Raw genomic sequence first — 23,060 nt, 5'->3', positions numbered from 1 at the left:
CGCCCTGGTGGCGCGGGCTGCCGTTGGAACCCTTGACTCCGGAGTTACCGGGGGGCGGCAGTTGCCGGCCCCCGTTTCCGTTTATGGCATGAAACCAGTTATCGCACTTGTCGGCCGCCCCAATGTGGGCAAGTCGACGCTATTCAACCGCATGACCCGCTCGCGCGACGCGCTCGTCGCCGACCTGCCGGGCCTGACGCGCGACCGCCATTACGGCGAAGGGCGCATCGGCGAACGTCCGTTCATCGCCATCGATACCGGCGGCTTCGAGCCCGTGGTCAAGGAAGGCATCGTCGCCGAGATGGCCAAGCAGACCAAGCAGGCGGTGGTCGAGGCCGACGTGGTAATCTTTATCGTCGACGGCCGCCTGGGCCTGGCGCCGCAGGACCGCGCCATCGCCGATTACCTGCGCAAGACCGGCCGGCGCATCATGCTGGCGGTCAACAAGGCCGAGGGCATGAAGTACACCTCGGTGGCGGCCGATTTCTATGAGCTGGGCATGGGCGATCCGTACGCGATCTCCGCCGCCCATGGTGACGGCGTGCGCGAGCTGGTCGATGAAGCCATCGAGCTGGCGGTGCAGGAGCGCCCCGAGCTGGCCGAGGAAGCTTCGGACGAGGGCAAGGGTGTCAAGATCGCCATCGTCGGGCGTCCCAATGTGGGCAAGTCCACGCTGGTGAATACGCTGATCGGCGAAGAGCGCGTGATCGCCTTCGACATGCCCGGCACCACCCGCGACGCGATCTATGTGGAGTTCGAGCGCGGCGGCAAGCCCTATACGCTGATCGATACCGCCGGCCTGCGCCGGCGCGGCAAAGTGTTCGAGGCGATCGAGAAATTCTCGGTGGTCAAGACGCTGCAGTCGATCGCGGACGCCAACGTGGTGATCCTGCTGCTCGACGCGCAGCAGGACATTTCCGACCAGGATGCGCATATTGCCGGCTTTATCGTCGAGTCCGGCCGCGCGCTGGTGGTGGGCGTCAACAAATGGGACGGCCTGGATGGCCACACCCGCGACCGCATCAAGCACGACCTCGAGCGCAAGCTGCAATTCCTCAGCTTTGCCAACTTTCACTTTGTGTCGGCGCGCGAGCGCACCGGCATCGGCGCGCTGATGCGCTCGGTCGACGATGCGTATGCAGCCGCCATGGTCAAGCTGCCGACGCCGCAACTGACGCGCGTGCTGCAGGAAGCGGTGGAATTCCAGCAGCCCAAGCGCGTCGGCGCATCGCGGCCCAAGCTGCGCTATGCGCACCAGGGCGGCTCGAATCCGCCCATCATCGTGATCCACGGCAATGCGCTGTCGGGCGTGGCCGAGACCTACCGGCGCTACCTGGAAAACCGTTTCCGTGCGGCCTTCAAGCTCAAGGGCACGCCCCTGCGCATCGAATTTCGCACGAACAAAAATCCGTACGCGGACTCGAAGGAGTGAGTCCGGAATCGGATCCGTGGCGGGCCAGTTTTCGTTTGCGTTCGTTTGGAACTGCGGCTAAATTCACGGTAGCAGGGGGTTCCCTGTGCATTGACGCCAACTTGGTACCGTTTTGATCTTTTTTCTGGCGCGTTTTTGCGCCGCCTGACTTGAACCGGGGATTTCCATCCCCATCATTCACCACTAAACCTATAAATTTGGAGTGTGCCATGAGCAACAAAGGGCAACTGCTACAAGACCCGTTCCTGAACGCGCTGCGCAAAGAGCACGTGCCGGTTTCCATCTATCTCGTCAATGGCATCAAGCTGCAAGGCAATATCGAATCGTTCGACCAGTATGTTGTCCTGCTGCGCAACACCGTGACCCAGATGGTCTACAAGCATGCGATTTCCACCGTCGTGCCTGCACGCGCTGTCAATTTCCGCGTGGATGATTCCGCCGAGGCCTGATCTGACCGATCTGCCCCAGGGCATCGTACCGGCGCCAGGCGGCGCCGCCACGATGCCCGGCGCCGGCGTGCCGACGCACCCGGTGCCGCGTGGCCCGGCGCTTGCCAATGCGCCCGCCGCCACGTTCCGCATCATGCGGCGGCCTGTCCCGGCAGGGGCCAGGACAGTGTCCGAGATCCGCCATCCCTTCCCCTGAACCCGAATTTCCCTGCGCATTCGCGCCCGCCCTTGGACCCCAGAGCCACCTCCAATACCGCCCCTTCGCGCGCCATCCTCGTCGGCGTCGACTTCGGCAAGCACGATTTCCAGGAAAGCCTCAGCGAACTGGCGCTGCTGACCACTACCGCCGGCTCGCTGCCAGTGCATACGCTGACGGGCCGCCGCGCGCGGCCGGACCCGGCCTTGTTCATCGGCTCGGGCAAGGCCGAGGAGCTGAAGGAGGCCGCCGATGCGCTGGACGCCGACGTGGTGGTCTTCAACCACGCGCTGAGCCCGGCGCAGCAGCGCAACCTGGAGCGCTTCCTGCAACGCCACGTGATCGACCGCACCGGCCTGATCCTCGACATCTTCGGACAGCGCGCGCAGAGCCACGTGGGCAAGGTGCAGGTGGAGCTGGCGCAGGTGCAGTACCGCGCGTCGCGGCTGGTCCGCGCGTGGAGCCACCTGGAGCGGCAGAAGGGCGGTATCGGCATGCGCGGCGGCCCCGGCGAGCGCCAGCTGGAACTGGACCGCCGCATGCTGGACGAGCGCGCCAAGCGGCTCAAGTCCGATCTGTCGCGGCTGCAGCGCCAGCACAGCACCCAGCGGCGCGCGCGCGCGCGCAACGACACCCTCAGCATCTCGCTGGTGGGCTATACCAACGCCGGCAAGTCGACGCTGTTCAACGCGCTGACCAAGGCCGGCGCGTATGCGGCCAACCAGCTCTTCGCCACGCTCGACACCACTTCGCGCCGGCTGTTCCTGGATGGCCTGGGCAACGTGGTGCTGTCGGACACGGTCGGCTTTATCCGCGACCTGCCGACGCAGCTGGTGGCGGCGTTCCGTGCCACGCTGGACGAGACCGTGCATGCCGACCTGCTGCTGCATGTGGTGGACGCCTCGAGCCCGGTGCGCCACGAGCAGATCGAGCAGGTCAACCGGGTGCTGGCCGAAATCAATGCGCTCGACATCCCGCAGATCGTGGTGATGAACAAGATCGACGCCGCGCCCGAACTGCTGGGCGACGGCCCGCGTATCGAGCGCGACGCGGACGGCATCCCCACCCGCGTGTTCCTGAGCGCGCGCGAGGGCCTGGGCCTGGACGCGCTGCGCGAGGCCGTGGTCGAGGTGGCGCAATGGCTGGCCAGCCGCCCGCCCGAGCCGCAACCCTATGATCCGCGCCTGGACGAGGTGGCGCAGTCCGATGACGCCGGCGATGGCGACCACGATGGCGTTGACGGCGGCGTGGCGGACGAGGGCGACGATGCCGATGCGGCGGACTCGCGCCGGCTGTAGGGCCCTGGTGGCCAGCCGCCGCACCAGGCCGCTTTGGTGCTGGTTCGGCGCCGGTTCTGCCCAATTCCGGTGCGGTTGCCGCGGGGATTGCGCGAATTGGCCAAAAGTGGCGCCGATGACTGCTAGAATCCCCCTGTTACAAACTTCCCCGGACCCGTGCACTTCATGCCCCAGTTTCCCCGGAATGCTGATTCGAGCCTGACACCAGGCGGCCGCCTCGCGCTGCGCGCGGGCTGGCAGCGCCTGCGCGCCATCTTCTCGCTGAACGATCCGCGCTGGGGTCGGGACGGGCAGGACGATGACAAGAAGGACGGCCGCGACGACAACCGCCAGCAAAACCAGCGTCCGCAGCAAGATGGCGGCCCGCCGGACCTGGACGAACTGTGGCGCGACTTCAACCGCCGCCTGAACGGCCTGCTCGGCCGCAAGGACAACGGCGGCAACGGCAACCAGGGCTTCGGCGGCCCGCGCACCTCGGGCAAGGGCTCGGGCGTCGGCGCCGGCGTGATCGTGGCCGCGGTGGTCGGCATCTGGCTGGCCAGCGGCTTCTTCATGGTGCAGGAAGGCCAGACCGCGGTGATCCTGCAGTTCGGTAAATTCAAGTACTCCGCCGGCCCCGGCATCAACTGGCGCATGCCCTGGCCGATCCAGTCGGCCGAGGTGGTCAACCTGTCGGCGGTGCGCTCGGTCGAGGTCGGCCGCTCCACCTCGATCAAGGACAGCAACCTGAAAGACTCGTCGATGCTGACGCAGGACGAGAACATCATCGACGTGCGCTTCACCGTGCAGTACGTGATCCAGGACGCCAGCGAATTCCTGTTCTTCAACAAGACCGACCGGGGTGGCGATGAAGAGCTGGTGACGCAGGCGGCCGAAACCTCGGTGCGCGAGATCGTCGGCCGCAACAAGATGGACGCGGTGCTGTATGAAAACCGCGAACAGATCGCGCAGCAGCTGGCCAAGTCGATCCAGGCCATCCTGTCGGCGTACAAGACCGGCATCCGCGTGCTGTCCGTGAACGTGCAGAGCGTGCAGCCGCCCGAGCAGGTGCAGGCCGCCTTCGACGACGTCAACAAGGCCAGCCAGGACCGCGAGCGCGCCATCAGCGAGGGCCAGGCCTACGCCAACGACATCATCCCGCGCGCCAAGGGTACCGCGGCGCGCCTGAAGGAAGAATCCGAAGCCTATCGGGCCCGCGTGGTGGCGCAGGCCGAGGGCGATGCGTCGCGCTTCCGTTCGGTGCAGGCGGAATACGCCAAGGCGCCGCAGGTGACGCGCGACCGTATCTATCTGGAGACCATGCAGCAGATCTACACCAATTCGACCAAGGTGCTGGTCGACGCGCGCCAGGGCAACAACCTGCTCTACCTGCCGCTGGACAAGCTGATGGCGCAGGCCGAGGGCCGCGCCACGCCGCAGCCGGGCCAGCCCGGCGCGGCGGGCACGCCGGCGCCCGCGCCGGATGCCTCGCCGGACAACCGGTCGCGCGAATCGCTGCGCAACCGCGACCGCGACTCGCGCTGAGGAGACCGTCATGAACCGACTGATTTCCTTCGCGATCGGCTTTTTCATCCTGCTGGCCGTGGTCTCGTCCATGCTGTTCGTGGTCGACCAGCGCCAGTACGCCGTGGTGTTCGCCTTCGGCCAGATCAAGGAGGTGGTGCGCGAGCCGGGCCTGCACTTCAAGCTGCCGCCGCCGTTCCAGAACGTGGTGTTCATGGACCGTCGCCTGCAGACCATCGACGTCGCCGCCAACGAGCGCTTCCTGACCGCCGAGAAGAAGAGCATGGTGGTGGACTGGTTCGTCAAATGGCGCATCACCGATCCGCGCAAGTTCTTCGTCGCCTTCGGCGGCAACCTGCGCGGTGCGCAGGACCGCATGACGCAGCGCATCGACTCGGTGGCGCGCGAGGAGTTCGGCAAGCGCACCGTCGCCGACGTGGTCGCGGGCGAGCGCGAGCAGGTGATGCAGGCCATCCGCAACGGCATGAGCGAGTACGCCAAGTCGGTCGGCGTCGAGATTCTCGATGTGCGCCTGAAGCGCGTCGACCTGCTGCCCGCCATCAGCGAATCGGTGTATCGCCGCATGGAGGCCGAGCGCAAGCGCGTGGCCAACGAGTTGCGCTCCACCGGCGCCGCCGAGGGCGAGAAGATCCGCGCCGACGCCGACCGCCAGCGCGAAGTGGTGCTGGCCCAGGCCTATCGCGATGCGCAGATGATCAAGGGCGAGGGCGATGCCAAGGCGTCGCAGATCTATGGCGAGGCGTTTGGCCGCGATCCCCAGTTCGCGCAGTTCTGGCGCAGCATGGAGGCCTACCGCAACACCTTCCGCGACAAGCGCGACGTGCTGGTGCTGGAGCCGAATTCCGAGTTCTTCCGCTACATGCGTTCCAGCGGCGGCGCCGCGGCCGCGGCTTCGGGCAATGGCGGAGGCAAGCGCTAGCACCGTCGCCTGTCCGTGTGGCGAACTGACAAAACCCCGGCTTGCCGGGGTTTTGTCCGGCTGGAGCCGTCGCTGCGGAGTGATGGCGCGGGCGCGCGGTGCCCGCACCCAGGTTTTTTGCCGGGCCCGGCCCGGTCCTTGCAGGCGCTGCGCCTGCAGGCAACTGAATGACTGAGAAGAGATTCACCATGTCCAACCATTGGCTGCTGCCAGAAAACATTGCCGACGTGCTGCCGTCGGAAGCGCGCAAGATCGAAGAGCTGCGCCGCCGCATGCTGGACTTGTTCCGCACCTACGGCTACGAACTGGTGATGCCGCCGATGCTGGAATACCTCGAGTCGCTGCTGACCGGCACCGGCCATGACCTCGACCTGCGCACGCTCAAGCTGGTCGACCAGCTGTCGGGCCGCACCATGGGGCTGCGCGCCGATATCACGCCGCAGGTGGCGCGCATCGATGCCCACTTGCTGAACCGTCCCGGCGTGACCCGGCTCTGCTACGCCGGCAACGTGCTGCACGCGCGCCCGGCGGGGTTCCACGCCACCCGCGAGCCGATCCAGATCGGCGCCGAGATCTATGGCCATGCCGGCCTGGAAGCCGACGTCGAGATCCAGGAGCTGATGCTGGCGGCCCTGACCGCGGCGGGCCTGTCGGATATCCGTATCGACCTGTGCCATGCCGGCATCCTGGAGGCGTTGCTGGCCGGCCTGCCGTCGATCCGGAAGATCGAGGACGCGTTGTTTGCCGCGCTGGAAACCAAGGACGTGCCGGCCCTGCGCGAGCTGACCGACGGCATGCCGCAGACCGAGCGCGACGCGCTGCTGGCGCTGCCGACGCTGTACGGCGGCGTCGAGGTGATCGAGCGCGCCCGCGCGACGCTGCCGGCGAGCCCGGCCATCGGCCGTGCGCTCGATGAACTGGCGGCGCTGGCGGTGCAGGTGCGCGGCGCCAGCGTCAATATCGACCTGTCGGACCTGCGCGGCTACCACTACCACAGTGGCGTGATGTTCGCGGCCTATGTGGCGGGCCTGCCCAACTACGTGGCCCGGGGCGGCCGCTACGACAAGGTGGGCGAGGCCTTCGGCCGCGCGCGTCCGGCCACGGGTTTCTCGCTGGACCTGCGTGAAGTGGCGGCGCTGTCACCCGTCGAGGTGCGTGCGCTGGCGATTTTCGCCCCCTGGGATGCGGACCCGGCACTTCGTGCCGCGATCGCCGCGCTGCGCGCCGGGGGCGAGATCGTGATCCAGTCGCTGCCCGGCCACACGCATGAGCTCGATGAATTCAATTGCGACCGGCAGCTGGTGCGCAACGATGCCGGCTGGGCCGTGGTGCCGCGCTGACGCATCGACGCCGCGGCGGTCCAAAAACCCGGAATCGCCCGGCAACAAGAGTAGAATACGTTTTTAACCTATTGACCAAAGCAATATGTCCGCATCCGCAGTAGGCCAGGGACGCAATGTCGTCGTGATCGGCACCCAGTGGGGTGACGAAGGCAAAGGAAAAATCGTCGATTGGCTTACCGACCATGCAAAGGGCGTGGTGCGGTTCCAGGGTGGCCACAACGCTGGCCACACGCTGATCATCGGCGGCAAGAAGACCATTCTCCGGCTGATCCCCTCGGGCATCATGCGCGCCGGCACGGTCTGCTACATCGGCAACGGTGTGGTGCTGTCGCCCGAAGCTTTGTTCCGTGAAATCGAAGAACTCGAAAGTGCCGGGCTGCAGGTGCAGAGCCGCCTGCGCATTTCCGAGGCGGCCACGCTGATCCTGCCGTACCACGTCGCCATCGACAAGGCACGCGAAGCGCGCCGCGGTGCGGCCAAGATCGGCACCACCGGCCGCGGCATCGGTCCGGCCTATGAAGACAAGGTGGCACGCCGCGCGCTGCGCGTGCAGGACCTGTTCGACCCCCAGCAGTTCGCCGAACGCCTGCGCGAAAACCTGGACTTCCACAACTTCATGCTGACCCAGTACCTGGGCGCCGAAGCTGTCGACTTCCAGCAGACCCTGGACGAGGCGCTGGCCTACGCGCCGCGCCTGGCACCGATGGTCGCCGATGTCTCGGCCGAGCTGTACGCGGTCAACGCCGCCGGCGGCAACCTGATGTTTGAAGGCGCGCAGGGCACGCTGCTCGACGTGGACCACGGCACCTATCCGTTCGTCACCTCGAGCAACTGCGTGGCCGGCGCCGCCGCGGCCGGCGCGGGCGTGGGCCCGGGCCGCCTGAACTACATCCTCGGCATCACCAAGGCCTACTGCACCCGTGTCGGTGCCGGCCCGTTCCCGAGCGAGCTGTACGACAACGACAACCCCTCGCGCCAGGACCCGGTGGGCGTGCGCCTGGCCAATGTCGGCAAGGAATTCGGCTCGGTCACCGGCCGTCCGCGCCGCACCGGCTGGCTGGATGCGGCCGCGCTCAAGCGCTCGGTGCAGATCAACGGCGTGTCGGGCCTGTGCATGACCAAGCTGGACGTGCTCGACGGCCTCGAAAGCATCAAGCTGTGCGTCGGCTATACGCTCGACGGCAGCACCGTCGACATCCTGCCGCGCGGCTCGGATGCCGTGGCACGCTGCGAGCCGGTCTATGAAGAATTCCCGGGCTGGAACGAGTCCACCTTCGGCGTGAAGACGTGGGACGCACTGCCCGAGCAGGCCCGTGTCTACCTGAAGCGCGTGGAAGAAGTGGTCGGCATTCCGATCGACATGATCTCCACCGGCCCCGACCGCGACGAGACCATCCTGCTGCGCCATCCGTACAAGGCCTGAGCGCCTGCGCACTACCCGCAGGGCCGCGCACCACGAGCGCCGCGGCCCGCCAGAAAATAAATCGGCCCGCGCAAGCGGGCCGAGCCATATCGGTCAACCGACCGCACGATATCACGAGCAAAACGATGAACCTGCCTACCAACGATGACGAGAACCTGTGGGTCTCCTGGGACGAATATCATCGCCTGATCGCACGCCTGTCGCTGAACGTGCATGAGTCGGGCTGGAAGTTCGACAAGATCCTTTGCCTCGCACGCGGCGGGCTGCGCGTGGGCGACCAGATGTCGCGCATCTTCGACGTGCCGCTGGCCATCCTGGCCACCAGCAGCTACCGCGAGGCCGCCGGCACGCAGCAGGGCGATCTCGACATCGCGCAGTACATCACCATGACCCGTGGCGAGCTGAGCGGCAAGATCCTGCTGGTCGACGACCTGGTGGACTCGGGCATCACGCTCGAGCGCGTGGGCCGCCACCTCAAGGAACGCTATCCGGCGGTGACCGAAGTGCGCTCGGCGGTGCTGTGGTACAAGGCGTGCTCCAAGGTGGAGCCGGACTACCACGTCACCTTCCTCGAGTCGAATCCCTGGATCCACCAGCCGTTCGAAGAGTACGACACGCTGCGCCCGCACAACCTCGCCGCGTGGCTCAAGCGCGGCAAGCGCGCCAGCCTGCTGGACGACGGCGGGCGCGACTGAGCGCGGTCCGGCTCAGTAGCCCACCGTGAAGCGCTGGCGCGAATGCGCCGGCGTCTCGATTTCATCGAGCATCGCGATGGCATAGTCTTCCATCGAGATCCAGCTCTTGCCTGCTGCGTCGCTCAGCAGGTCTTCCTTGCCGATGCGGAATTGGCCGGTGCGCTCGCCCGGCTCGAACAGCGCGGACGGCGACAGGAAGGTCCAGTCGATCTGCTGCTCGCCGCGCAGCGCGTTCAGGAAGTCGCGGCCGGCCAGCGCCTCGGCCTTGTAGGCGTCGGGAAAGTTGGGGGTGTCGACCAGCTGCACGCCCGGCGCGACATGGAGGCTGCCGGCACCGCCCACCACCAGCAGCCGCGGCACGCCCGCCTGGCGCACCGCCGTGGTGACCTGCTGCGCGTTCAGCTGGGCGAAGCGCGCGGTGCTGATGACGGCATCATGGCCGGCGAGGGCGGCGCTCAGCGCCGCGCTGTCGGTCGCATCCACATCCTTGCTGGTCACCCCTGCGCGCGCGGGCAAACGGCTGGCCTGGTGCGCGATGGCGGTCACCTGGTGGCCGCGGCGCACGGCTTCGTCGGTCAGGCGCGTGCCAACGCGGCCGCTGGCTCCAATGATGGCGATCTTCATGGTCACTCCTTGGTTGAGTCAGTTGGATATGAAACTGATGTGGTTACACATCGGGGTAAAAAAATCAGCGCTTGCGGCGCTGGCTGCCGCGCTCGACATCGGCCAGCATGCTGGCGATGGTGACGCCGGCCAGGGTCTCGTCCATGGCCGCCTGCGCGCGGTCGGCAACCTTGCGCAGCGCGCCGGTGATTTCGCGCCCGACCATGCAGGCCGGATTGGGCGCACTCTGGTGCAGCGTGATCAGCGCGGTGGTTTCGACCACGCGGAACACCTCCAGCAGCGTGATCGACGCGGCCGGCCGCGCCAGCGCGGCGCCGCCGGTGCTGCCCATGGTGGTGGCCACCAGTCCCGCCTCCGCCAGCTGGCCGACCAGGCGCCGGATCAGCGCCGGGTTGGTGCCGACGCTGCCGGCAATCAGCGACGACGGCAGCGGCTCGGCGGAACTGGCCAGCAGGGTGAGGATATGGACGGCGACGGCAAACCGGCTGCTTGTGCTCATGGTGTCGGGTTCGATATGAAACTATGGTAGTTACACATCAGGGGTGGCGTCAAGCGTCGGGAGAAAGCGGTTGCGGCGAAATGGTTTGCAGTGGCCGCCGGAATGCCGGAATCGCCACTGAAGCTGTTACACTCCCCGACATTGCCGTAACCTTGTGGTGCGGCTGCCGCGCGGGGTACGGTGCGCGGTTTCACGGACGGGAAAAAACCCGTACGCTCGCAGGTATGACATCGCGGCAGTGCCGCCAAGCAAGGAGTGCAAGTTGCCGGATCTGATGCGCGAAACAGGCGTAGAAAACAAAAAACCCGCAGGGCTCGAAAGCGCTGCGGGTTTTCCGGTAATTTGGTGCCCAGGAGAGGACTCGAACCTCCACAGTGTTGCCACCGCTAGGACCTGAACCTAGTGCGTCTACCAATTCCGCCACCTGGGCAGGTGTCGAAACAACCGAAGCGCTCATTATAGAGAGCGCGAGAATTTTGTCAAATAGTTTCCAGAAAAAATTGAATCAGAATAACTATCCGATCCCCAGCCGGGAAGAAATCCTGGGCGTGCTGAGAACGTCGGGATCCCCCCAGTCGGCAGGCGATATCGCCAAGGCGCTGGCGGTCACGCGCAAGGAGCATGACGGCTTCCAGAAGCGCCTGGCCGCGATGGAGCGCGACGGCCAGATCGAGCTCAACCGCAAGGGCCGCTACGAGCTGGCGCACCAGCCCAACTTCGTCACCGGCCGGGTGCAGGGCCACCGCGACGGCTTCGGCTTCCTGATCCGCGACGACGGCGAGGACGATATCTTCCTGCCCGAGCGCGAACTGCAGAAGGCCATGCACAACGACCGCGCGCAAGTGCGCGTGGTGGGCTATGACCGGCGCGGTCGCCCTGAAGGGCAGATCGTCGAGATCATCGAGCGCGCCAACCGCTATGTCATCGGCCGCCTGCTCAGCGAGGGCGGCGTGCTGGTGGTCGCGCCCGAAGACAAGCGCATCAGCCAGGACATCCTGATCCCGCCCAAGGCGCAGGGCAAGGCCCGCGTGGGGCAGGTGGTCAGCGTCGAGCTGACCGAATTCCCCGACCGCTACGTGCAGCCGGTGGGCCGCGTGGTGGAGGTGCTGGGCGAAATCGACGACCCCGGCATGGAGATCGAGATCGCCGTGCGCAAGTACGGCGTGCCGCACCAGTTCTCTCCGGCCGCTGCCCAGGAAGCCGCGGGGCTGCCCGACGAGGTGCGCCAGGCCGACCTGGACCACCGCATCGACCTGCGCGACATCCCGCTGGTCACCATCGACGGCGAAGATGCGCGCGACTTCGACGACGCGGTCTATTGCGAGCCGGTCAGGATCGGCCGCGCCAAGGGCTGGCGCCTGATCGTGGCGATCGCCGACGTGTCGCACTACGTGCGTCCGGGCACGCCGCTCGATGCCGACGCGCTCGACCGCGCCACCTCGGTGTATTTCCCGCGGCGCGTGATCCCGATGCTGCCGGAGAAGCTGTCCAACGGGCTGTGCTCGCTCAATCCGCACGTGGACCGGCTGTGCATGGTGTGCGATGCCGTAATCACCGCCAAGGGCGAGCTCAAGGGCTACCAGTTCTATCCGGCGGTGATGCACTCGACCGCGCGGCTGACCTACAACGAGGTCTGGGCGGTGCTGTCCAACACCAAGGGCCCCGAGGCGCACAAGCGCAGCGAGCTGGTGCCGCACCTGCAGAACCTGTACGAGCTGTTCCAGGTCCTGCTCAAGGCGCGGCGCGCGCGCGGGGCGATCGACTTCGACACCACCGAAACCTATATCGTCTGCAATGCGCAGGGGAAGATCGAGCAGATCTTGCCGCGCACGCGCAACGATGCGCACCGGCTGATCGAGGAATGCATGCTGACCGCCAACGTGTGCGCGGCCGATTTCCTCGAACGCTTCAAGCACCCGGCGCTGTACCGCATCCATGCCGGCCCCAGCGACGAGAAGCTGAAGAACCTGCGCGACTTCCTGCGCACCGCCGGCCTGTCGCTAGGCGGCGGCGACAAGCCGCAGGCGTCGGACTACGCCGAGGTGATGGACAAGATCAAGTCCCGCCCGGACGCGCCGATGCTGCAGACCATGCTGCTGCGCTCGATGCAGCAGGCGGTGTACAGCCCCGACAATATCGGCCACTTCGGCTTGGCGTACGAGGCCTACGCTCACTTCACCAGCCCGATCCGCCGCTATCCCGACCTGCTGGTGCACCGCGCGATCAAGGCGGTGCTGGCGCACACCAAGTACCAGCCGGCATTTGCCCACGGCACCGAGCTGAACACCGCGATCTCGCCGAAGGCGCGCAGGCTGCAAGCCAAGGACGCGGAGCAAAAGGCCGAGCTGACCGCTGCGCGCGCCCGCCGCAACGAGGCCATCTGGGACGAGCTGGGCCTGCACTGCTCGGCCAACGAGCGCCGCGCCGACGAGGCCTCGCGCGATGTCGAGGCCTGGCTCAAGTGCTACTTCATGCGCGACAAGCTGGGCAGCGACTATGCCGGCACCGTCAGCGCCGTGACCTCGTTCGGCATCTTCGTGCAGCTCGACGAGTTGTACGTGGAGGGCCTGGTCCACGTGACCGAGCTGGGCAGCGACTACTTCCAGTACGACGAGGCCCGCAACGAGCTGCGCGGCGAGCGCACCGGCATCCGCTACCGGCTCACCGACCGCGTGCGCGTGCAGGTGTCGCGCGTCGACCTGGATGCGCGCAAGATCGATTTCCGCCTGGTGCAGGAGCCGTCGGCGAAGACTCTGCGCGCGCGGGTTACGGGCGCCGAGACCCAGCCGCGCGTGCCGGCCGCGCATGCGGTGCCGGCGCGCAAGAAGGGCCGCCAGCTGGCGGCGCTGCTGGGCGGTTCCTCCAAGCCGGAAGAGTCGTTCGACGAAACCCTGGACCGGGTGATCGAAGAGCAACCGGTGTTCGAGGCGGTGATCACGCCGCTCAAGCCGCATCTGAAGACCGGCAAGCCGGGCAAGCGCGCCGCCAAGCCCAAGCCCGCGCACCTGGAAAAGCCGCGCAAGCCGGCCTCCAAGGCGCACCCGGCCAAGCCGGCAGGCAAGACCGCCGCCAAGCGCACGCCGCGCAAGCGCTAGCGGATCGGCGCTGGATTGCCGTCGGGTTGCCGCCCCCGCCCACGCGGGGACGGCGGCCGGGCGGGTACAATCGCGCCCATGGCTAAACAAAAACTCCTGATCGGCTTTCACGCCGTGACCGCGCGCCTGCGGCAAGACCCCAAGGGCGTGTCCGACATCTACATCGAATCCGCCCGCCGCGACCGGCGCATGCAGGACTTCGTGCGCCTGGCCGAAAGCCTGGGCGTGCGCCTGCATCCGGTCGATGCCGAGCGCCTGCGCGGCATGGCCGGCACCGACCGTCACCAGGGCGTGGTGGCGCGTGCCGAAGACGTGGCACTGGCGCTGAACCTGGACGAGTTGCTCGACGGCATCGAAGGCACGCCGCTGCTGCTGGTGCTGGACGGCGTCACCGACCCGCACAACCTGGGCGCCTGCCTGCGCGTGGCCGACGGTGCCGGCGCGCACGCCGTGATCGCGCCCAAGGACCGCAGCGTCGGCCTGAACGCCACCGTGGCCAAGGTCGCCAGCGGCGCGGCCGAGACCGTGCCCTATATCACCGTGACCAACCTGGCCCGAACCCTGCGCGAACTGCAGGAGCGCGGCATCTGGGTGATCGGCACCGCCGACGGCACCGAGAAGTCGCTGTACGACATCGATTTCAAGGGACCGACCGCGATCGTGATGGGCGCCGAGGGGGAGGGCATGCGCCGCCTGACGCGCGAGACCTGCGACGAGCTGGTCGGCATCCCGATGGCGGGCGGCGTGGAAAGCCTGAACGTGTCGGTGGCCAGCGGCGTGTGCCTGTACGAGGCCGTGCGCCAGCGGCGCCTGCCGCGCTGAGGCCATGGCCGACGATTCCAGTCTGCCGGCACTCCCGGGGCTCGAGGAAGCGCGTCGGCTGATCGAGCGCGCCAGCAATATCTTCGTGCTGACCGGCGCCGGTATTTCCGCCGAATCCGGCGTGCCGACCTTCCGCGACGCCATGACCGGGCTGTGGCAACAGTTCGATCCGGAAGAGCTGGCCAGCGAGGCGGCCTACCGCCGCCAGCCGGCGCTGGTGTGGCAGTGGTACCAGCATCGGCGCGAACTGGTGGCGGCGGTGCATCCTAATCCGGCGCACCATGCGCTGGTGGCGCTGGCCGCGCAGAAGCCGGTCACGCTGGTGACGCAGAATGTCGACGGCCTGCACCAGCGCGCGGGCAGCGCTGGCGTGATCGAACTGCATGGCAACCTGTTCGCCAACAAGTGGCTGGATGGCTGCGGCCGCTGCAGCGAGGCGACCGCGCTGCCCGGCACGCCGCCGCGCTGCGATCGGTGCGGCGCGCTGATGCGCCCGGGCGTGGTGTGGTTCGGCGAAGACCTGCCGCGCGTGGCGCGCTACCGCGCCGAGCATGCGGCGCAGACCTGCGACCTGTGCCTGGTGGTCGGCACCTCGGGGCTGGTGTACCCGGCGGCGGGGCTGCCGGGCGTGGCGCGCGAGCATGGCGCGCCGGTGATCGTGGTCAATCCGCAGCCGTCGGCGCTGGACCAGACCGCCGACATCGTGCTGTCGGCCGCGGCGGGCGCCTGCCTGCCCCGGCTGTGGCCGCAGCCGGCGCCATCGGCCGGCTGAAGCGAAGGGCAGCGCCGGGCCACGCGCCGGCGCGCGGCGGTGCTTATTGCTGCGCCAGCCCGGCGATCAGCTTCTCCAGCTTGACCGCATCCGCGGCAAACAGGCGGATGCCCTCGGCCAGTTTCTCCGTCGCCATGGCGTCTTCGTTGAGCTGCCAGCGGAACGACGGCTCGTCCGCGGTGATGCGGGCGATGTTGGCCGCCTGGGCCTGCTCCACCGACAGCTTGTGCACCACCGGACCCTCGCCGCCGGCGAGCTGCTCGAGCAGTTCGGGGCTGATGGTCAGCAGGTCGCAGCCGGCCAGCGACAGGATCTGCGCGGTGCTGCGGAAACTCGCGCCCATCACCTCGGTGGGATAGCCGAACTTCTTGTAGTAGTCGTAGATCTGGCGCACCGAGCGCACGCCCGGATCGTTGTCGCCGCCGTTGGCCGCTGCGTCCCATTGCTCGCCCGCCTGCTTCTTGTACCAGTCGAAGATGCGGCCGACGAACGGCGAGATCAGCTGGGCGCCGGCCTCGGCGCAGGCCACCGCCTGCACCAGCGAGAACAGCAGCGTCATGTTGCAGCGGATGCCGTCGCGCTGCAGGATCTCGGCGGCGCGGATGCCCTCCCAGGTGGAGGCGATCTTGATCAGCACGCGCTCGCGCGCGATGCCGCGCTGCTCGTACAGCTGGATCAGGTGGCGCGCCTTGTTCACCGTGGCGGTGGTGTCGAACGACAGGCGCGCATCGACCTCGGTCGAGACGCGCCCTGGCACGAGCGCCAGGATCTCGCAGCCGAAGGCAATCAGCACTTCGTCCATCACCGCGTCGACGCCGCCGTTGCCGTGGTGGTCCTGCACCGCGCGCTCCAGCAGGTGTCGGTATTCGGGTTTCTGCACCGCCTTCAGGATCAGCGACGGATTGGTGGTCGCGTCCTGCGGGGTGTACTGCTTCATCAGCTGGAAGTCGCCGGTATCGGCCACCACCGTGGTGAACTGCCTGAGTTGTTCGAGCTGGTTCATGGTCGCTTGGTCGTCTGCTTGAGCGTCTGCAAAAAGCGTTCGCGGGCTGTAAGGGGGCGCATGCGGCACCGGTGCGGTCCATTGTACCTGCGCGGTTGCCGCCACCCGCGCGGCGCGGCGCCGCAATCCGCTACACTACGCCTTTTCCCCCAACGCAATCTGGCTGTTGTCATGACTCAGGATGAACTCAAGGCGCTGGTCGCGCAAGCCGCCGCCGACTACGTGAAGCAGGAAGTGCCCGAAGGGGCCGTGCTCGGCGTGGGTACCGGCTCCACCGCCAACCTATTCATCGACGCCGTGGCGGCGTTCAAGGAGCGCTTCGCGGGTGCGGTATCGAGCTCCGAGGCTTCCACGCGGCGCCTGCAGCAGCATGGCTTCAAGGTGCTGGACCTGAACGAGGTCGACGAGATCCCGGTGTATGTCGACGGCGCCGACGAGATCGATGCCAGCGGCGCCATGATCAAGGGCGGCGGCGGCGCGCTGACGCGCGAGAAGATCGTCGCCTCGGTGGCCAAACGCTTCGTCTGCATCGCCGACGGCAGCAAGCTGGTCCAGACCATGGGTACCTTCCCGCTGCCGGTCGAGGTGGTGCCGATGGCACGTGCGGCGGTGGCGCGCAAGCTGCAGGCCCTGGGCGGCCAGCCGCGCCTGCGCATGACCAAGGAAGGCGGGATCTACAAGACCGACAACGGCAATGTGATCCTCGACGTGGCCGGCCTGAAGATCGACGATCCGCGCGGCCTGGAGCAGACCGTCAACCAGGTGCCCGGCGTGGTCACGGTGGGCCTGTTCGCGCTGCGCGGCGCCGACGTGCTGCTGCTCGGCACCGGCGACGGCGTGCAGCGTACGGACTACTGAGCGCGGGCCCGGCGCCCGCGCGTCAGCCACCAAGCAAAATGGGGTGCCTCGGGCACCCCATTTTTTTAGGCTCGCAAGATCCGGCTCAGGACTGCGGCGGCACGTAACCCTGGGCCTGGTCGGCGCCTTCGCCGAAGAAGTACTTCTCGGTCTGCTTGAGCAGGTACTGGCGCGCACGCGCATCGGCCATGTTCAGGCGGTTTTCGTTGATCAGCATGGTCTGGTGCTTGAGCCAGCCGGCCCAGGCTTCCTTGGACACGTTCTGCCAGATCTTCTTGCCCAGTTCGCCGGGCAGCGGCGGGAAGTCGAGACCTTCGGCTTCCTTGTTCAGCTTGATGCAATGGACCGTGCGGGCCATGGGGACTCCTTGGTGTGTTCGTGAGAGCTTCAGCGCTGGCGCTATTGTAGCCAAGCAGGGAGGCCGGCCGCGGCGCGGCGGCGATTGCCCCTACGCGGTCACAGCTTTTTCATCAGCACCATCGACTTGCGCTGCCAGTTGTAGAGCTTGCGCTTGTCCTCGGGCAGGTCGTCGACCGTGGCGTGGACGAAACCGCGCTTGAGGAACCAGTGCTCGGTGCGGGTGGTGAGCACGAACAGCCGATCCAGCCCCAGCGCGCGGGCGCGGCGCTCGATGCGCTTGAGCAGGCGCTCGCCGTCGCCGGTGCCCTGGGCTTCCTGCGATACCGTCAGGCACGCCATCTCGCCCATGTTCTCGCGCGGATAGTCGTACAGCGCGGCACAGCCGAACAGCACGCCGTCGTGCTCGATCACCGAGAAGTTGGCGATATCGCGCTCGATCAGGTGGCGCCCGCGCGGCACCAGCGTTCCGTCCTGCTCCAGCGGCGCGATCAGCTGCACGATGCCGCCGACGTCGTCCAGCGTGGCCTCGCGCAGGCTTTCCAGGTCGGTGTCGGACAGCATGGTGCCGACGCCGTCGTGCAGGAACAGCTCCAGCAGCACCGCGCCGTCGAGCGAGTAGGGGATCAGGTGGGCGCGCGGCACGCCGCCCTTGAGCGCCTTGACCAGGTGCTGCAGGTAGTTGGCCACGTCGGGCGGCAGGTGGTTGTTCTGCAGCCGTTCCACCGCGGTGCGCAGCGACATTTCCTGCATCAGCTTGCCGACCGGGTCGGGCACGCCCGGCACCTCGGTGATGAAGATCAGCTTGTCGGCCTTGAGCGCGGTGGCGGTGGCGCTGGCCACGTCTTCCATCGACAGGTTGAAGGCCTGGCCGGTGGGCGAGAAGCCCAGCGGCGACAGCAGCACCACCTTGCCGTGCGATAGCGACATGCGCACGGATTCGGCGTCGATCTTGCGCACCAGCCCAGTGTGCTGGTAGTCGGTGCCGTTGACGATGCCGACCGGGCGCGCGGTGACGAAGTTGCCGGAGATCACCGACAGCTGGGCCCCGGCCATCGGCGTGTTGGGCAGGCCCTGGCTGAACGCGGCCTCGATATCCAGGCGCAGTTCGCCGGCGGCTTCCTTGGCGCATTCGAGCGCGGCGTTGTCGGTGACGCGCACGCCGTCGACGAACTGCGACTCGACATGGCGCAGCGCCAGCTGTTCTTCCACCTGCGGCCGCGAGCCGTGCACCAGCACGATCTGCATGCCCATGGCATGCAGCAGCGCGACGTCGTTGACCAGCGCATTGAGCACGCCCGACTTGACCAGTTCGCCGGCGAAGGCGATCACGAAGGTCTTGCCGCGGAAGGCATGGATATACGGCGCCACCATGCGCAGCCAGTCGACGAACTGCTGGTGGTCGGGGCCGCTGCGATCGGGATCGGCCGTGACCGGCACGGGGGAGGTCGGGGCGGGGGCGGGGAGCTCGGCCGCGGCAGGAGGCTCCGCCTGCGCCGGCGCGGCTGGGGCGGTGGGAGCGGAGGCAGGCGCCGTCTGCGGCGCGTCGGTTCTGGCGTTCATGCCGCGGATTATAATCCCGGCCAATGTCAGAACAACGCCCCGTCAAGCCCAAACCACCGGTGTCGCCGCGCCAGCGCACCGGTGCCGGCCAGCCCGCTTCCCCCGCCCAGTCCCGCCCGGCGCCCGGCCCGGCCCGGCCGCAGCAGGCCGGCCCGGCAAGGCCGGCCGGTGCGCGGCCAGCCACCGAGGACGGCCAGCGCCAGCCTCGCGGCACACGTCCGCCGCGGCCACCGCGTCCGGTCAACCCGCTGCCGCCGATCACCTTCCCCGAAGCCCTGCCGGTATCGGCGCGCCGCGACGAGATCGCCGCGGCGCTGCTGGCCAACCAGGTGGTGATCGTTTCCGGCGAGACCGGTTCGGGCAAGACCACGCAGCTGCCCAAGATCTGCCTGTCGATCGGGCGCGGTCCCGGCCGCGAGGGCGGGGGGCTGATCGGCCACACCCAGCCGCGCCGCATCGCGGCCACCTCGACCGCCAAGCGGATCGCGCAGGAGTTGGGCACGCCGCTGGGCGAGCATGTGGGCTACCAGGTGCGCTTCAACGACACCATGTCGTCGGGCGCGTCGGTCAAGCTGATGACCGACGGCATCCTGCTCGCCGAAACCCAGAACGACCCGCTGCTGCGCGCCTACGACACGCTGATCATCGACGAGGCGCACGAGCGCAGCCTCAACATCGACTTCCTGATCGGCTACTTGCGCCAGATCCTGCCGAAGCGGCCTGACCTGAAGGTGATCATCACTTCGGCCACCATCGATGCGCAGCGTTTTGCCCGGCATTTCGCCACCGGGGACAAGCCGGCGCCGGTGATTGAGGTCAGCGGCCGGCTGTACCCGGTGGAGGTGCGCTACCGCCCGATCGCCGACGACGCGCCCGCCGCCAGCGCGCCGCGCAGCCCGCAGGCGCGCGAGCGCGACCTGTACGACGGCATCGTCGATGCCGTCGACGAGTTGTGCCGCGCCGGCCCCGGCGACGTGCTGGTGTTCCTGCCCGGCGAGCGCGAGATCCGCGAGGCCGCCGAGGCGCTGCGCAAGCACCACCCGCCGCATACCGAGATCCTGCCGCTGTTCGCGCGGCTGTCGGTGCAGGAGCAGGAGCGCGTGTTCAAGCCGTCGAATGCGCGCCGCATCGTGCTGGCGACCAACGTCGCCGAAACCTCGCTGACGGTGCCGGGCATCCGCTACGTGGTCGATACCGGGCTGGCGCGCGTCAAGCGCTATTCCTACCGCAACAAGGTCGAGCAGCTGCAGGTCGAGGCGATCTCGCAGGCTGCCGCCAACCAGCGCGCCGGTCGTTGCGGCCGGGTGGCCAATGGGGTTTGCATCCGGCTGTACGAGGAAGCGGATTTCACCGGCCGGCCGCGCTTTACCGATCCCGAAATCCTGCGCTCGTCGCTGGCCGCGGTGATCCTGCGCATGAAGGCGCTGCGGCTGACCGATATCGAGGCGTTCCCGTTCATCGAGCCGCCGCTGGGCCGCGCGGTGGCCGACGGCTACCAGCTGCTGCAGGAACTGGGCGCGGTCGACGATGCCAACCAGCTGACCGGCATCGGCCGGCAGCTGGCCAAGCTGCCGCTCGACCCGCGCGTGGCGCGCATGATCCTGGCCGCGCGCGAGCACCAGTGCCTGCGCGAGGTGCTGATCATCGCCAGCGCGCTGTCGGTGCAGGACCCGCGCGAGCGCCCGCAGGAAGCGCAGGAGGCCGCCGACCAGGCCCATCGCAAGTTCATGGACGAGAAGTCCGAGTTCCTCGGCTGGGTCAGGCTGTGGAAGTGGTTCGAGGACGCCGTCGCGCACAAGAAGTCCAACCGCCAGCTGCAGGACCAGTGCCGCGCGCACTTCCTGTCGCACCTGCGGCTGCGCGAATGGCGCGACGTGCATTCCCAGCTGCTGACCACGGTGACCGAGCAGGGCTGGCGCCTGAACGACAGCGAGCCGACCTACGAGCAGGTGCACAAGGCCCTGCTGACCGGCCTGCTGGGCAACGTCGGCTGCCGCATCGAGGATGGTGACGGCAAGGGCCGCGAATACCTCGGCGCGCGCGGCATCAAGTTCCACCTGTGGCCGGGCTCGCTGATCGCGCGCAAGGTCGGGCGCTGGGTGGTCGCGGCCGAGCTGGTCGAGACCAGCCGGCTGTTCGCGCGCACGCTGGCGCGCATCGAGCCCGAATGGCTGGAGCAGGTGGGCCGCCACCTGCTCAAGGTCAGCTGGAGCGATCCGCACTGGGAGAAGAAGGCCGGCCAGGTGCTGGCGCTGGAGCGCGCCACGCTGTACGGGCTGGTGGTGTACCAGCACCGCCGCGTGCACTACGGCCCGATGAACCCGCGCGAGGCGCGCGAGCTGTTTATCCGCCGCGCGCTGGTCGAGGGCGAGTTCGACACGCGCCTGCCGTTCTACGCGCACAACCAGCGCCTGGTGCGCGAGATCGAGAACCTGGAGCACAAGTCGCGGCGCCAGGACGTGCTGGTCGACGATGAGCTGATCTACGCCTTCTACGACCGCGCGATCCCGGCCGACATCTGCCAGCAAGCCGCGTTCGAGCAGTGGTATCAGGCCGAAAGCGCCAAGGACCGCAAGCTGCTGTACCTGAATCGCGACGAACTGATGCGGCACGAGGCCGCCGGCATCACCACCGACCTGTTTCCCAAGACCATGGCCGTGGCCGGCGTGGACATGGGCCTGACCTACCACTTCGAGCCAGGCAGCCACCGCGACGGCGTGACCCTGACCGTGCCGCTGTACGCGCTCAACCAGGTGCGCCCAGAGCGCGCCGACTGGCTGGTGCCGGGCATGATCAAGGAGAAGGTGCACCTGCTGCTGAAGTCGCTGCCGCAGAAGCTGCGCCGCCACTGCGTGCCGCTGCCGGACTATGCCGCGGGTTTTGTCGCGCGCCAGCCGTTTGGCGAAGGCGAGCTGCTGGACGTGCTGATCGCCGATATCCGCGAGCAGACGGGCACCATGGTCCGGCGCGCGGACTTCAAGCTGGAAACGCTGCCCGCGCACCACGCGATGAACTTCAAGGTGATCGACGAGCACGGGCGCCAGCTCGACATGGGCCGCAACCTGGCCCAGCTGCGCGCCGAACTGGGCGGGCAGGCGCAGCAGTCGTTTCAGCGCGTAGCCGCGCAGGCCGCGGCCCAGGCCGCCGCCACCCAGCCCCCGGGGCAGGCACCGGAGCAGGCGCCAGTGCTGGCCGCGGCGGAACCCGGCAAGTACGAGGGCCTGACCGGCTGGAGTTTCGGCGAGCTGCCGGAGCTGCTCGAGATCCGCAAGGGCAGCCAGACCCTGTTCGGCTATCCGGCGCTGGTCGACCGCGGCACGCACTGCGACATCGAGGTCTTCGACGATCCGCAGGAAGCGGCCCGCATCCACCACCTGGGGCTGCGCCGGCTGTTCGCGCTGCAGCTGCGCGAGCAGGTCAAGTTCATCGAGAAGAACATCCCGGGGCTGCAGCAGATGGCGATGCAGTACATGACGCTGGGCACGCAGGAGATGCTGCGCGAGCAGATCGTGATGCTGGCGCTGGAGCGCGCCTGCATGCAGGCGCCGCTGCCGCGCAACGACGCCGAGTTCAATGCCCGCAAGGACGAAGGCCGTACCCGGCTGTCGCTGCTGGCGCAGGAAATCGCGCGGCTGGCGGGCGCGATCCTTGCCGAATACGCCGGGCTGCCGCGCAAGCTGCTGCAGGCCAAGCCGTTCCCCGGCGCCCATGCGGACATGGAAGCCCAGCTGGGCCGGCTGATGGGCAAGCGCTTTATCGACGAAACCCCGTATACGCAGCTGGTCCATTTCCCGCGCTACCTGAAGGGCATCGCCATGCGCGTCGACAAGCTCAAGGGCGATCCGGCCCGCGACAGCCAGCGCCTGCAGGAGATGGCGCCGCTGGTGCAGCAGTGGCAGCGGGCCGAGAAGCAGCTGCGCACCCAGGGCCGCGGCGGCGAGGATGCGCGGCTGGAGGAATTCCGCTGGATGCTGGAAGAGCTGCGCATCGCGCTGTTCGCCCAGGAACTGCGCACGCCGGTGCCGATGTCGGTCAAGCGGCTGCAGAAGGTGTGGGAATCGATGCAGCGCTGAGGTCCGCGCGCCGGCATGGCGGCAAATGGTCGTGCCGGCGCAACAATCTGCCAAATACTTGTCTGCCGCCAGCCGCGACGTCAGCGGAATTAGCCGGCCAAACGTTAGAATCGCC

General features: G+C 67.9%; 18 protein-coding genes and 1 tRNA gene. 13 read left to right on the top strand and 6 right to left on the bottom strand.

Annotation, left to right across the window (positions count from 1 at the left end; all coding sequences use genetic code 11):
* The first annotated feature begins 88 nt into the window (after positions 1-88).
* The 8 genes from der (at position 89) to CBM2588_RS10755 (ending at position 9,279) form a co-directional block, all read left to right on the top strand.
* The gene (gene der, locus CBM2588_RS10790; protein ID WP_026164427.1) at positions 89-1,432 is read left to right on the top strand and encodes a ribosome biogenesis GTPase Der; all 1,344 of its coding nucleotides are present in this window, start codon (positions 89-91) and stop codon (positions 1,430-1,432) included.
* Positions 1,433-1,641: 209 nt separating this feature from the next.
* Entirely contained in the window at positions 1,642-1,881 is a 240-nt protein-coding gene (gene hfq / locus CBM2588_RS10785) for an RNA chaperone Hfq (protein WP_012353158.1), read from the top strand.
* A 228-nt stretch (positions 1,882-2,109) separates the two neighbouring features.
* Entirely contained in the window at positions 2,110-3,375 is a 1,266-nt protein-coding gene (gene hflX, locus CBM2588_RS10780; RefSeq protein ID WP_115680526.1) for a GTPase HflX, read from the top strand.
* A gap of 165 nt (positions 3,376-3,540) precedes the next feature.
* Positions 3,541-4,899, top strand: a complete 1,359-nt coding sequence (gene hflK / locus CBM2588_RS10775; RefSeq protein WP_115680525.1) for an FtsH protease activity modulator HflK — start codon at positions 3,541-3,543, stop codon at positions 4,897-4,899.
* Positions 4,900-4,909: 10 nt separating this feature from the next.
* Positions 4,910-5,818, top strand: a complete 909-nt coding sequence (gene hflC, locus CBM2588_RS10770; protein ID WP_018007767.1) for a protease modulator HflC — start codon at positions 4,910-4,912, stop codon at positions 5,816-5,818.
* Between the two features lie 188 nt (positions 5,819-6,006).
* A complete protein-coding gene (locus CBM2588_RS10765; protein ID WP_115680524.1) occupies positions 6,007-7,158 on the top strand; it encodes an ATP phosphoribosyltransferase regulatory subunit in 1,152 nt (383 codons plus the stop codon).
* A gap of 85 nt (positions 7,159-7,243) precedes the next feature.
* Positions 7,244-8,584: an adenylosuccinate synthase gene (locus CBM2588_RS10760; protein WP_115680523.1), complete on the top strand. Its 1,341-nt coding sequence runs from the start codon at positions 7,244-7,246 to the stop codon at positions 8,582-8,584.
* A 125-nt stretch (positions 8,585-8,709) separates the two neighbouring features.
* Complete coding sequence (locus CBM2588_RS10755) at positions 8,710-9,279, top strand: phosphoribosyltransferase (RefSeq protein WP_115680522.1); 570 nt, start codon at positions 8,710-8,712, stop codon at positions 9,277-9,279.
* A 12-nt stretch (positions 9,280-9,291) separates the two neighbouring features.
* On the opposite strand, the gene CBM2588_RS10750 is transcribed toward CBM2588_RS10755, so the two are convergent.
* The 3 genes from CBM2588_RS10750 to CBM2588_RS10740 all read right to left on the bottom strand — a co-directional run bounded on the left by CBM2588_RS10750 (position 9,292) and on the right by CBM2588_RS10740 (position 10,832).
* Positions 9,292-9,903, bottom strand: coding sequence for an NAD(P)-dependent oxidoreductase (locus tag CBM2588_RS10750; RefSeq protein ID WP_115680521.1), 612 nt, complete (start codon positions 9,901-9,903; stop codon positions 9,292-9,294).
* Positions 9,904-9,967: 64 nt separating this feature from the next.
* Positions 9,968-10,402, bottom strand: coding sequence for an Rrf2 family transcriptional regulator (locus CBM2588_RS10745; protein WP_115680520.1), 435 nt, complete (start codon positions 10,400-10,402; stop codon positions 9,968-9,970).
* A 343-nt stretch (positions 10,403-10,745) separates the two neighbouring features.
* Positions 10,746-10,832 (bottom strand) — tRNA-Leu (locus CBM2588_RS10740).
* A 70-nt stretch (positions 10,833-10,902) separates the two neighbouring features.
* On the opposite strand from CBM2588_RS10740, the gene rnr reads away from it, so the two are divergent.
* The 3 genes from rnr to CBM2588_RS10725 all read left to right on the top strand — a co-directional run bounded on the left by rnr (position 10,903) and on the right by CBM2588_RS10725 (position 15,091).
* Positions 10,903-13,497: a ribonuclease R gene (gene rnr / locus CBM2588_RS10735; protein WP_115680519.1), complete on the top strand. Its 2,595-nt coding sequence runs from the start codon at positions 10,903-10,905 to the stop codon at positions 13,495-13,497.
* 78 nt (positions 13,498-13,575) lie between these two features.
* Positions 13,576-14,319 carry a 23S rRNA (guanosine(2251)-2'-O)-methyltransferase RlmB gene (rlmB, locus tag CBM2588_RS10730; protein WP_012353149.1) on the top strand — a complete coding sequence of 248 codons (744 nt, stop codon included), beginning with the start codon at positions 13,576-13,578 and terminating at the stop codon, positions 14,317-14,319.
* A 4-nt stretch (positions 14,320-14,323) separates the two neighbouring features.
* Positions 14,324-15,091, top strand: a complete 768-nt coding sequence (locus tag CBM2588_RS10725; protein WP_115680518.1) for an SIR2 family NAD-dependent protein deacylase — start codon at positions 14,324-14,326, stop codon at positions 15,089-15,091.
* 43 nt (positions 15,092-15,134) lie between these two features.
* Here the strand turns inward: CBM2588_RS10725 and tal are convergent, their stop codons facing one another.
* The gene (gene tal / locus CBM2588_RS10720; RefSeq protein ID WP_115680517.1) at positions 15,135-16,094 is read right to left on the bottom strand and encodes a transaldolase; all 960 of its coding nucleotides are present in this window, start codon (positions 16,092-16,094) and stop codon (positions 15,135-15,137) included.
* A 171-nt stretch (positions 16,095-16,265) separates the two neighbouring features.
* On the opposite strand from tal, the gene rpiA reads away from it, so the two are divergent.
* Positions 16,266-16,952: a ribose-5-phosphate isomerase RpiA gene (rpiA, locus tag CBM2588_RS10715; protein WP_115680516.1), complete on the top strand. Its 687-nt coding sequence runs from the start codon at positions 16,266-16,268 to the stop codon at positions 16,950-16,952.
* 85 nt (positions 16,953-17,037) lie between these two features.
* On the opposite strand, the gene CBM2588_RS10710 is transcribed toward rpiA, so the two are convergent.
* Together CBM2588_RS10710 and argA are read right to left on the bottom strand one after the other, a co-directional pair.
* Positions 17,038-17,310, bottom strand: coding sequence for an oxidative damage protection protein (locus CBM2588_RS10710; protein ID WP_018007757.1), 273 nt, complete (start codon positions 17,308-17,310; stop codon positions 17,038-17,040).
* A gap of 98 nt (positions 17,311-17,408) precedes the next feature.
* Positions 17,409-18,872 (bottom strand): amino-acid N-acetyltransferase, encoded by a 1,464-nt coding sequence (gene argA, locus CBM2588_RS10705; protein ID WP_115680515.1) that lies wholly within the window; start codon positions 18,870-18,872, stop codon positions 17,409-17,411.
* A gap of 23 nt (positions 18,873-18,895) precedes the next feature.
* Here argA and hrpA point away from each other — a divergent pair, with 23 nt between their 5' ends.
* On the top strand, positions 18,896-22,945 hold the full coding sequence (gene hrpA / locus CBM2588_RS10700) for an ATP-dependent RNA helicase HrpA (RefSeq protein ID WP_115680514.1): 4,050 nt from the start codon (positions 18,896-18,898) through the stop codon (positions 22,943-22,945).
* Positions 22,946-23,060: the final 115 nt, after the last annotated feature.

Origin of the sequence: Cupriavidus taiwanensis (assembly GCF_900250075.1) — a bacterium.
Taxonomy (GTDB): domain Bacteria; phylum Pseudomonadota; class Gammaproteobacteria; order Burkholderiales; family Burkholderiaceae; genus Cupriavidus; species Cupriavidus taiwanensis_C.
This window is presented reverse-complemented; position numbering and strand designations above follow the sequence as displayed.